The sequence below is a fragment of the Flavobacterium agri genome (genome assembly GCF_013401995.1).
Classification (GTDB): domain Bacteria; phylum Bacteroidota; class Bacteroidia; order Flavobacteriales; family Flavobacteriaceae; genus Flavobacterium; species Flavobacterium agri.
Genome location: NZ_JACBJI010000001.1, coordinates 194,062 through 204,352, shown reverse-complemented (window position 1 = coordinate 204,352; position 10,291 = coordinate 194,062). Strand labels below are relative to the sequence as shown.

The window sequence follows — 10,291 nt, the reverse complement described above, 5'->3', positions numbered from 1 at the left end:
CATAATTCATAATTCATAATTCATAATTCATAATTCATAATTCATAATTCATAATTCATAATTCATAATTCATAATTTTTGTAACATTTCCAACCCACTCATATCCAAACCAAAAAACACCAAAAAAATGGTCTTCGACACCATCTACCAAACGTATTGGAACAAGATTTTCAGGCTGTGCCGCGGTTATCTGGGCGATGACGACTGGGCGAAAGACGTGGCTCAGGACACGTTCGTTTCGGTCTACAACAACCTTTCGAATTTCAGGCAGGAATCTGCAATAAGCACCTGGATTTACCGCATCGCCGTAAACCATTGCCTGCGTCAGCTCGAAAAGGACAAACGCCTTGCGAAAACCGACGTGCAGGACAACCTTGCCGATCATGCCGAAACCCGTAACGATGCCCAAATCGATTTGCTGTACCGCTTCATCGGCGAACTCAAGGAAATCGACCGCATCATCATATCGCTCGAGCTCGAGGACGTGAAACAGGCCGAAATAGCAAGCGTCACAGGCTTGTCCGAATCGAACGTGCGCGTGCGCATCCACAGGATAAAAGAACAACTCTCACAAAAATTTAAGAAATATGAGCACGATTGACTTCAAGCAGCTTTGGCAGCAACAGCCAACGCCCGAAACGCCAGACGCACGCGAAATAATCGGCAAGGCGGACGCTTTCAAACGAAAACTCAGGAACAAACTCATTGCGGGCAACGTGTTGCTTTTGGCTACATCGGTATTCATCGTTTGGGTGATTTTACACTTCGAGCCTGAATATGCGACTACTAAAATCGGGGCTTTGCTCGTCGTATCGGCGATCGCTTTATACGTGATCTATTCCGCAAAAATGCTGTGGCTGGTCAAGGCCGTAAATCCCGACGAAGATTTGCAGCACGGCATTACATCGCTTGTCGCACTCAAAAAGAAACAGGCGTTCATCCATACGACGGTCACCAATTTGTACTTCGGATTGCTGTCTGTCGGGATTTTCCTTTACATGATCGAATATGCCTCGCGAATGAGCGGCTTCATGGCATTCACCGTCTACGGATTGACTGCGATTTGGTTCGCCTTCAACTGGTTTTACGTGCGCGTCAAAACGATGAAACGCCAACACCGACACATGGACGACGTATTGCAGGCGTTGCTGTCGTTGCAAAAACAACTCGATCCCGAAAAGGAAATGTAACATTACGCGAATCGACGTATCCAAAACCAAACCTAAAAAACAGACCATGAAATCATCAATCAGTAAAAAAATCATCATTGCAGGCTTGTTCCTGTTGCTGCTCCAAAACGTGTTCGCACAGCAATTGTACGTAAAAACGTTCGGCAACGCCAAAGACAAAGCCGTCATTTTCCTTCACGGCGGACCGGGTTACAACAGTGCTAGTTTCGAAGTCACTACGGCCAAACCTTTGTCGGAAAAAGGATTTTTCGTCATCGTGTACGATCGTCGAGGCGAAGGAAGATCTGTCGATGCGAACGCCAAATTCAATTTCGAACAGACCCTTGTCGATCTTGACGGATTGTATTCGACTTATCATTTGAACAAGGCGACGCTTATCGGACACAGTTTCGGAGGTATGGTAGGCACCGAATTCACCAAAAAGCATCCCGAAAAAGTCAACGCGCTCATTCTTGTGGGCGCACCCGTGAACCTTCAGGAAAGTTTCGACCAAATCGTTTCGCGTTGCCGAAAAATTTACGAGGACAAGAAAGACGAAGGCAACCTCAATTATATCGGCATGCTCGAAAAAATGGACAAATCGAGTATGGAATATGCGTCGTATTGTTTCGGACATGCGATGTACAATGGGTTTTACTCGACCAAGAATCCATCCGAGGAATCGAAAAAACTGTTCGCCGATCTCAAGAATTCGCCCGAATCGGCCTATGCTTCGAAAATGACCGTCGAACCGCCCAAAGGTTTCTGGCAAAACGACCATTACACGACTTTGGATCTTACGGCTACGCTTTCGCAATTGGTCGCCAAAAAAGTAAAAATCTACGGATTGTATGGAAAAGAAGACGGATTGTACGCAACTTCACAAATCGAAAAGTTAAGGGGAATCCTTGGCAAGAACAATTTGAAATATCTCGAAAATTGCTCGCACAGCGTATTTATCGACCAACAGACGACGTTTTTGCAATCTATTAGCGAATGGGCAAAATAAAACCATCGCTATCTCAAGGGAACCGAACCGGATTGGGGATTCGGCGCTCTCAAGAAGCGATGGTTGATTATCGTTAGAATTTCTCGTTCTTCACGATCTGTACTTTGCCGATGGGAACCGTATCGGTAGAATCCTGGGTCACGATGACGTTGAGGATTTTTACGGGAATATCGGGAATTCCTTCGGCCGAATTTTTCATGTCCTGTATCAGATGTTCAAAATCGTGAGGGTTCAAAACCAATGTATCGCCTTGGTCGATGCGGTGCGTGATGATGTAGTCGCGAATCCCGGCGACCGACATCCTATGGAGAAAAGTGAATTCTGACATGGTTGCGTTGTTTTACTTAAAGATAGGCAATCGCAACGGGAAGACGGCGGGTTTTAGGGTTTCGTTAGCATGAAATGTCAAAACCTCTTTTTATACTCGCTCAACAACCAATCCGAAAAAAACAACGAATTGTAAGCATCGCGATTCTTCTCGTCGTTCTTCTCGAACCAATCGAGTTTTTCGCGGTATTTGGCGAGTTGTTCGGGCGTCAGCAGCTTGCGGTAATCTTCTTCCTGACGGATGAGAACGTGCACGAAATAATTGGTGTCCTTTTCGTCGTAACTCGAGATCATCTTGTTGTAGATCGGAAGCAATTCCTGGTATTGCGAAATGAAAAGCTGCTTGAACTGCGGATTTTGTTCTGCGGTATAATTGACGATCTGGTAAGTTACCTTGCCTTTCGTCTGCCAGAACGCTTCCTCCCCTTTGTCGCCTTTATGCACGAATTGCTGCATCATCATCACTTTGGCTTCGACCGATTTGGAAATGCGGCCGTCGTTCGATTGCGCGACCCCGAAAGTCGATATCAGAAGCAATAAGAAGGACAGTTTTTTCATGCGGTGTTTTTTACAAAAATAGCAAAAGCGCCTTTTGTTTCTTGTTAAAAAGTAATTCCAATGCGCAGCCCGAATCTCGGCGCCCATTCGTCTATGCGGTGGTTGTCGATAATTCCGGCCGGAGATTCCAAACGCCACATTACGCCTGCAAAAGGTTCAACGCAAATACCGTCAAACGATATCTTATAACCCGTTTCGGGACTGAAGAACGAAAAATACGTGTACTTGCCGAGCCATTCATCTTCGTCATTCTCGAATTCGATATTGGCGAAAGACAGGTAATTGCTCACATACAAACCTTGGGTTTCCCCGGTAAAATACTGTCGGATGCCCGCTTCAATCACGACACCTTTCCCGACCTCATCCACAGGTACGTTGTCGTATCCCATAAATCCGAGCCCCAGATTGAAAAGATACGACCGTGCGCATTCTTCTTTGATGAACGGAAGTCGTCTCAACTTCCCGTTTTCAGGGAACTCGACACTCACGCCGATCGTGGATGGCTGGTCTACTGATAAATATGCGGTAAGAGCACCTTCGCGTTGGGCAAAAGCGGATTGTGCCAAAATCAAGGCGACCAACAGTAAAATATGTTTCATGTGTTTGGTTTGCCGCGCAAAAATAAAAAAAGCCCCGAACGAGCGAGGCTTTTGTTTTGGGTTGTACGGATTTTAGAATTCGTATCCGATCTTAAGTCCTACACGAGGTACCCATTCTTCGACATTCTTGTTGTCGATGTAGCCTTGTCCTTTGATTTCAAGCTTCCACATGATACCCACGAAAGGGTCGATCGCGACCGGTCCGGCCTTGATTTTGTAACCGGCTTCGGGACTGAAGAACGAGAAATAAGAATACGTACCGTCGTCTCCGAAAACGCCAAAGTCATCATCGTACGAAATACGCCCGTAAGACAGGAAATTGCCCAAATACGGCCCGCTGTTCTTGCCGAGGAAATACGTGCGTTGGCCCAATTCGACTACGAAACCTTGCCCGTCGATATCGTCCACTGCGGGAACGTTCACGTCGTATTTCATCATACCATACGCCACGTTCACGATTTTAGACGAATAGAAGCTGAAGCTTTTCGCATCCATCGATTTGGTTTTCTGGTTGCCCAGGAATTCGACGCTCACACCGACTTGGTTGAGTTCGGGAAACGACCCGAAAGCCGAAACCGTCACTTTTTTGTCGTAGGTCGTCGTTTCGCTTGCCGTATGGGTCTTGCCATCGACGTTGGTCGTGGTCGTCGTGGTCGTCGTGCTTTGCGCAAATCCGACCGAAGTGGCCACGAATGCCGCAAAAATCAATACTTTTTTCATCTTGGTTGTTTTTAGGTTATGCAACGAAAATACGAAGCGGAAACGGGCTTTACAAAGAATATGGGAATGTTGATGGGCTCGTAAGTTTAAGTGTAAAATTGTCCAAAACAAAAATTACCTTAAGAGATTTGTGGTTAATACAACCAAAAAAGCCTGCCGAAAATATCGACAGGCTTTACTTGTTTTGGGGTGAATGAGGGGTCTCGAACCCCCGACCTTCGGAACCACAATCCGACGCTCTAACCAACTGAGCTACAATCACCATGTTTTTGCGAGTGCAAATATAGCCGAATTGCCCACGCTTGCAAAGAAAAATTTCAAAAAATTATATCAAATCACTTAAACTGCTGACACCCACATAGCGTTCTACCGTAAAACCTTCTCCCATTTCGGTTCCGATAAGCCTTCCGAGGTCTTGGGCGCGGTAATCGAGGCTTTCCAAAAAGTTCTTTGTCGCTATGGGCGTGACGGGATCTTTGCTGTCCGGATCGTAAAATTGAGACGTATACGCAAGAATGGCCTCTACCCTTTTGGCGTTGAAACCCGTGATGTCGACCACGAAATCGGGCGTGATGTTCTTCCATTGTATATAATGGTAGACGATTTTCGGACGCCATTCCTGTTGTTTTTCACCGTCGTATTCGGTCTCGATCTTGCGCAATCCCGACAAAAAACACGCATCCGAAACCAATTTGCTGCCTTTTCCGTGATCGATGTGGCGGTCGTCTATCGCATTGCACAGCACGATTTCGGGTTTATATTTACGAACCATGCGGATTACGGCGAGCTGATGTTCCTCGTCATTGACGAAAAAACCGTCGCGCATATTGAGGTTCTCGCGCACCGAAACACCGAGTATATTGGCTGCATTGGCCGCTTCGACATCGCGAATTTGGGCCGAACCGCGCGTGCCGAGTTCACCTCTGGTCAAATCGACGATGCCGACAGTCTTTCCCAGCGAAATTTCTTTTGCGATCGTACCGCCGCAGCCGAGTTCAACGTCATCCGGATGTGAACCGAAAGCTAATATGTCTAGTTTCATATGGTTGTTCATTTAAGCATCTTAAGAATCAATTATCTATCTAATCTTGAAGTCCAAAAATCTGATAATCTAAAATCTGCAATCTAAAAATCTATCAAAAAAGCGCCTTGCGTATCGTCAACGATTTGTTCACCGTCTCGAAAAATTCCTTTTCGGGATTGCTGTCTTTCGTGATGCCGCTGCCGACAAACAACTGTGCCAGATTTCGCGTCACTTTCATGCAACGCAGGTTCACATAAAGGTCGGTGCCGTCTTTCGAATTCAGTTCACCGATGAAACCCGCATAAAATTCACGGTCATATCCTTCGTTTTCGGCTATGAACTTTCGCGCTTCATCTTTCGGAAGCCCGCAAACGGCCGGCGTCGGATGCAAAACAGAAATGACTTTTGACAAATCTGCTGCATCGTTCAATTCGCCTTTGATGTCGGTGCGTATGTGCAAAAGGTTACCCGCGCGATACGTGTAAGGTGCGCTGAGTTCGATTTCGGAAACCACATCCTCGAGACTGTTCCAGATGAAATCGGTCACGAAACGCTGTTCTTCTTTTTCCTTGCGCGCCCACTCGACCGTTTCTTCTCCCTGGAATTTCTGCGTTCCGGCGAGCGCCATCGTCTCGAAATGCCTGCCGTTGGCCTTGAGCAGTTTTTCGGGAGTCGCGGCCATCCAGATTTGCGTTTCGGGATGGAACCACAAATACACGAATGCCGACGGATAGGTCGCCGCGAGTTTCCCGAATGCACCCAACGCATCGAACGCCTCGAGTTCTACCGTTTCGGTACGCGAAAGCACGACTTTTTCGAAAGCACCCGAAGTTATGTGAGAAACGCCTTTTTTAACCAAAGCTTCGAAATCTCTTTTGGCGAATTCATCTATTTCCAATTCCGGAGAAGATGTGACCTGTGCGGTCGGATTATAATCGGAAGTAAACGTTTCGGAATCAGAATCGGGTAAAATCCAGGTCTTTTCAGAATCAAAGGAGGTGAAAACAAATCCGCTTCCATCCAAGTTTGGTGAAGCATACGAAGTCGAATTGTTCTGGAAAATGCCCGTCACTTGTTTCGTATCGGGCTTTCGGAACACGACGAAAGGTCGTCCGTTTTCCAGCCATTGACGTGCTTTGTCGAAAATTTCCATCAGCGTTTTCTTGGCAATACCATATTGGTCAATTTGCACAGCGAGATCAGGCTGTCGTTTTCGTCTGTAACCCTGATTTCCCAAAGGTGTATCGTACCGCCTTTGTGGATGATGCGCGCCGTACCGTAAACGATCCCGCTGCGTTTGGCCTTGACGTGATTGGCCGAAATCTCTATACCGCGCACTTCGCGTTCCTCTATATCGATAAACATAAGCGAGGCCGCACTGCCAACCGATTCGGCTAAGGCTACGGTCGCTCCTCCGTGCAACAATCCCATGGGTTGATGCACTTTCGGGGTAACCGGCATTTGGGCTTTGAGGAAATCGGGGCCGGCGTCGATGAATTCGATCTCGAGCGTGGCCATGAGCGTATTTTCTTTTGAAAAGGAGTTGCAGAACGCAAGTACTTTTTCCCTGTCGAACATGGTGTCGTATTTTGGGTAAATTTACGAAAAAGGATTCGTAACCAGTCGTATCCTTGTTTACATCAATTCCATTATCTTAGCTTCGTGACGACAGACGAATCAGAACGCCAATCTACCAAATATAGCCTATGAAAAAAATGCTACTCTTGCTTTTTAGCGGATTTCTCTACGCCCAGCCTACGATCGATTGGGACAAAACCTTAGGCGGTGCCTATTCGGACGAAGTGATGGCGATCAAAACGCTCCCTGACGGAAAAATCATCCTTGTCGGGTCCTCGGATTCCGAAATTTCCGGCGACAAGACAGAATACTGCCGAGGCTACAACGATTACTGGGCATTTTTGCTCGAAGCTGACGGAACTCCGATCTGGCAAACCGCAATCGGTGCGGATTACACCGAAACCGCACGTAAAATCGAACCTGCGCCCGATGGCGGATTTTTTATTTCCGGCGAATCCTGGTCAGGTGCATCGGGCGACAAAACCTTGCCAAACCGAGGCGTGAACGATTTCTGGATCGTCAAATTGGATGCCGACGGAAATCTTCTTTGGGAGCGCTCCGTAGGCGGCGACGACAGGGACGAAATGGGTTATTTATTGCCGTTGGCCGACGGAGGCGTGGTCGTTGCAGGCGCGTCCAATTCCGGCATTTCGGGAGATAAAAGCCAAAGCCTTCGAGGCATTACGGACTACTGGGTTTTCAGGATCGACAATCAAGGGCAGCTTTTATGGGAGAAAACCATCGGCGGCGGCGGATACGATTTCCCAACCAGGATCTCATTGGCCCAAAACGGCAATTTTTTGGTTAGCGGCTCGTCCCGTTCGGCAATGACCGGAGACAGGACCATTCCGCGAATCGGGACTGTTGACAACTGGATCGTCGAACTTTCGACAGACGGGCAAATCGTCGGACAACAAGCCCAGCCATTTGATTTCGATTTGTCGGAACTGATTTCGGACGGGAATTATGTCGTCTGCGGAATGAAACAATACGGTCCGGAAACCACTGGCGAGTACATTGCCAAACGCAGTCCTTCGGGCGCGCTGATCTGGGAATTCAACGGACCGATAACCATAGGCCTTGTCTCCGCTAAGTGTTGCGTCTCAGCTCCCGACGGCGGTTTCTATTACATACAGGAACATCCCGTAACCGGCAACACGCTCACCAAAAGAACCACCGACGGAACACTGGTATGGCAAAGGCCGATCGACATGGGAGCGGGAATCGTGCGCGCACTCTACAAACAACCGGACAACTCGCTGATCATGGCTACGATGTCGGCCGCGGATATTACGTCGGACAAATCGGAAATATCCAGAGGTCAGGGCGATTATTGGATCGTCAAGTTCAATCCGGAATCCGAGTTAAGCGTAGACGCCCCGTCACAATCCAAAATCGTCGCGTATCCGAATCCGGTCGAAAATGTGCTGTATCTTTCCAATACCGACGGAAAAGTTGAGATTTTCAACACGTTGGGACAAAAAATCGGCAACGCAGAAGTGTCGCAAACCCACAATTCCGTATCATTCCCTTATGCTTCCGGAAATTATCTCGTGCGTTTTACCGACCAAATTTCGGGCGAAACCCAAACCCTCAAAATCATAAAATAACATACTTTTACGCCACAAACCACGTTACGCTAGTACAAACCTTACCAAATGCGCAATTTTATTCTTCTGTTTTCCGTAGGATTTTTGATCTGTCTTTCTTCATGCCGAAGCGATTTCGAATTCGAACGTCATGTAGGCGGACTTCGCTTCTCTCGCGATACGGTCTATCTCGATACGGTTTTCACCAACATCGGCTCGAGCACGTACACGCTTAAAGTCTATAACCGAAGCGACAAGGACATTTCGATCCCGACGATCCAGTTGGGCAAAGGGCTCGATTCCAAATACCGCATCACGGTCGACGGCATGACGGGCGAAAACAACCGCATTTTCCACAACGTAGAGATGCTCGCCAAAGACAGTATGTACATTTTTATTGAGACTACTGCCGATGTGGCCGAAGCCGATCCGACTACATTTTTATACACCGACCAGATCCAGTTCGGGGAAACCGGTAATTTCCAGAACGTAGAACTCGTGACGTTGATCCAGGACGCTATTTTCCTGTATCCGCAGCGGTTCGACAACGGCACAACCGAGACACTTCCTATCGGGGATGAAGAAATCTACGGGTTTTACCTCGACGAAAGTGATCCGAATCACGGCAACGAATACACGTTCACGAACCAAAAGCCGTATGTGATTTACGGATACGCGGGCATTCCATCGGGCAAAACGCTTACGATACAAGCTGGCGCGCGCGTACATTTTCATGCATCTTCTGGCATTTTGGTAGGCAACGGCGGAGCGATCGACGTACAAGGAACGCCCTCCACAGCCGGAACCCAAGACGGTGAAGTCATTTTTGAAGGCGATCGCCTCGAACCCGATTTCTCGGACGTACCAGGCCAATGGGGTGCGATTTGGCTTACTCCGGGAAGCACCGGCAATTTCGACCACGCGACGATAAAGAACGGCGTGATCGGTTTGTACATCCAGAACAACTCCGGGACGGTCAGCATCGACAACTGTCAGATTTATGACCACTCGAATTTTGGGATTTTAGCGCAGACCGCGAATATCGTCGGGACGAACACGGTGATAAATTCGGCCGGGGAAGCGACGCTCGCTTGTACTTTGGGCGGTTCTTACGATTTTACGCATTGTACGTTCAACAACAATTTCCAAAGCTCAAGTCAACGCGCGGTTGCCATCGACAATTATTATACAGACAACAATGTGCAGATGCCGTTCAATCTTAACCAGGCGAATTTCAAAAACTGCATCATTTACGGTTCGAATCAGGTAGAAATGACGCTGAACCGTGCAAACGACGAAAATTTTGCTTTCGAATACGGCTTCGAAAACTGTCTTATCCGATTCAACAATACGACTTTGGCAAACGGTGATCTGTACCAATTCGACACGAATCCGAGGTATAGTGGCAACGTATTCAACCAAAACCCAAGATTCTGGGACATCAACGATAACGATCTGCACATTACCATCGATCCGCAATCGGGCGCGATCGGGATTGCCAATCCGGCCTATATCATCACACAAGATTTGGACGGGAACACCCGAACGACAAACGATTCTGGCGCTTATCAAAGTACCGATATGCCCGAGGAAAATTGATTGTTGCGCAACAACATAAGAAAGGAATCAAGACTTTGTTTTGGTCCCTTTTTCTTTTCGGAAAGTTTAAAAATCCAAACCATTTCACGGGTTCAAAAAAACTTCAATTTCGACCTTTT

General features: G+C 47.5%; 12 protein-coding genes and 1 tRNA gene. 5 read left to right on the top strand and 8 right to left on the bottom strand.

Translation table 11 applies throughout. The features are described 5' to 3' along the window. Positions 1-127: 127 nt before the first annotated feature. Genes HZF10_RS01045 through HZF10_RS01035 form a run of 3 tightly spaced genes read left to right on the top strand, consistent with a single transcriptional unit; the run spans position 128 to position 2,178 of the window. Positions 128-601, top strand: coding sequence for an RNA polymerase sigma factor (locus tag HZF10_RS01045; RefSeq protein WP_176004304.1), 474 nt, complete (start codon positions 128-130; stop codon positions 599-601). Further along, positions 588-1,190 carry a hypothetical protein gene (locus tag HZF10_RS01040; RefSeq protein WP_176004303.1) on the top strand — a complete coding sequence of 201 codons (603 nt, stop codon included), beginning with the start codon at positions 588-590 and terminating at the stop codon, positions 1,188-1,190. The genes HZF10_RS01045 and HZF10_RS01040 overlap by 14 nt, the downstream gene beginning before the upstream one ends. Positions 1,191-1,236: 46 nt before the next feature. After that, a complete protein-coding gene (locus tag HZF10_RS01035; protein WP_176004302.1) occupies positions 1,237-2,178 on the top strand; it encodes an alpha/beta hydrolase in 942 nt (313 codons plus the stop codon). Positions 2,179-2,251: 73 nt separating this feature from the next. Here the strand turns inward: HZF10_RS01035 and HZF10_RS01030 are convergent, their stop codons facing one another. From HZF10_RS01030 to HZF10_RS00995, 8 genes are all read right to left on the bottom strand, one after another. Next, positions 2,252-2,506 carry a hypothetical protein gene (locus HZF10_RS01030; RefSeq protein WP_176004301.1) on the bottom strand — a complete coding sequence of 85 codons (255 nt, stop codon included), beginning with the start codon at positions 2,504-2,506 and terminating at the stop codon, positions 2,252-2,254. A 77-nt stretch (positions 2,507-2,583) separates the two neighbouring features. Further along, positions 2,584-3,063, bottom strand: coding sequence for a hypothetical protein (locus tag HZF10_RS01025; RefSeq protein ID WP_176004300.1), 480 nt, complete (start codon positions 3,061-3,063; stop codon positions 2,584-2,586). Positions 3,064-3,107: 44 nt separating this feature from the next. After that, positions 3,108-3,662 (bottom strand): hypothetical protein, encoded by a 555-nt coding sequence (locus tag HZF10_RS01020; RefSeq protein ID WP_176004299.1) that lies wholly within the window; start codon positions 3,660-3,662, stop codon positions 3,108-3,110. A 72-nt stretch (positions 3,663-3,734) separates the two neighbouring features. Continuing rightward, positions 3,735-4,382 (bottom strand): hypothetical protein, encoded by a 648-nt coding sequence (locus HZF10_RS01015; protein ID WP_176004298.1) that lies wholly within the window; start codon positions 4,380-4,382, stop codon positions 3,735-3,737. 185 nt (positions 4,383-4,567) lie between these two features. Continuing rightward, a tRNA-His gene (locus HZF10_RS01010) sits at positions 4,568-4,644 on the bottom strand. Positions 4,645-4,707: 63 nt separating this feature from the next. Further along, complete coding sequence (gene bshB1 / locus HZF10_RS01005) at positions 4,708-5,424, bottom strand: bacillithiol biosynthesis deacetylase BshB1 (RefSeq protein ID WP_176004297.1); 717 nt, start codon at positions 5,422-5,424, stop codon at positions 4,708-4,710. A gap of 94 nt (positions 5,425-5,518) precedes the next feature. Further along, positions 5,519-6,559 carry a chorismate-binding protein gene (locus HZF10_RS01000; protein WP_176004296.1) on the bottom strand — a complete coding sequence of 347 codons (1,041 nt, stop codon included), beginning with the start codon at positions 6,557-6,559 and terminating at the stop codon, positions 5,519-5,521. Further along, a complete protein-coding gene (locus HZF10_RS00995) occupies positions 6,559-6,984 on the bottom strand; it encodes a PaaI family thioesterase (protein ID WP_176004295.1) in 426 nt (141 codons plus the stop codon). The genes HZF10_RS01000 and HZF10_RS00995 overlap by 1 nt, the downstream gene beginning before the upstream one ends. Positions 6,985-7,112: 128 nt before the next feature. On the opposite strand from HZF10_RS00995, the gene HZF10_RS00990 reads away from it, so the two are divergent. Then, complete coding sequence (locus tag HZF10_RS00990; protein ID WP_176004294.1) at positions 7,113-8,594, top strand: T9SS type A sorting domain-containing protein; 1,482 nt, start codon at positions 7,113-7,115, stop codon at positions 8,592-8,594. 48 nt (positions 8,595-8,642) lie between these two features. Beyond that, complete coding sequence (locus HZF10_RS00985) at positions 8,643-10,172, top strand: hypothetical protein (protein WP_176004293.1); 1,530 nt, start codon at positions 8,643-8,645, stop codon at positions 10,170-10,172. Positions 10,173-10,291 lie beyond the last annotated feature (119 nt).

Bases quoted from the DNA above. Each gene is read 5' to 3' on its own strand.
- HZF10_RS01000 (WP_176004296.1), bottom strand. From the start codon at position 6,559: ATGGAAATTTTCGACAAAGCACGTCAATGGCTGGAAAACGGACGACCT.
- HZF10_RS01020 (WP_176004299.1), bottom strand. From the start codon at position 3,662: ATGAAACATATTTTACTGTTGGTCGCCTTGATTTTGGCACAATCCGCT.
- HZF10_RS00990 (WP_176004294.1), top strand. From the start codon at position 7,113: ATGAAAAAAATGCTACTCTTGCTTTTTAGCGGATTTCTCTACGCCCAG.
- HZF10_RS01045 (WP_176004304.1), top strand. From the start codon at position 128: ATGGTCTTCGACACCATCTACCAAACGTATTGGAACAAGATTTTCAGG.
- HZF10_RS00995 (WP_176004295.1), bottom strand. From the start codon at position 6,984: ATGTTCGACAGGGAAAAAGTACTTGCGTTCTGCAACTCCTTTTCAAAA.
- HZF10_RS01030 (WP_176004301.1), bottom strand. From the start codon at position 2,506: ATGTCAGAATTCACTTTTCTCCATAGGATGTCGGTCGCCGGGATTCGC.
- HZF10_RS01015 (WP_176004298.1), bottom strand. From the start codon at position 4,382: ATGAAAAAAGTATTGATTTTTGCGGCATTCGTGGCCACTTCGGTCGGA.
- HZF10_RS01025 (WP_176004300.1), bottom strand. From the start codon at position 3,063: ATGAAAAAACTGTCCTTCTTATTGCTTCTGATATCGACTTTCGGGGTC.
- bshB1 (WP_176004297.1), bottom strand. From the start codon at position 5,424: ATGAAACTAGACATATTAGCTTTCGGTTCACATCCGGATGACGTTGAA.
- HZF10_RS01040 (WP_176004303.1), top strand. From the start codon at position 588: ATGAGCACGATTGACTTCAAGCAGCTTTGGCAGCAACAGCCAACGCCC.
- HZF10_RS00985 (WP_176004293.1), top strand. From the start codon at position 8,643: ATGCGCAATTTTATTCTTCTGTTTTCCGTAGGATTTTTGATCTGTCTT.
- HZF10_RS01035 (WP_176004302.1), top strand. From the start codon at position 1,237: ATGAAATCATCAATCAGTAAAAAAATCATCATTGCAGGCTTGTTCCTG.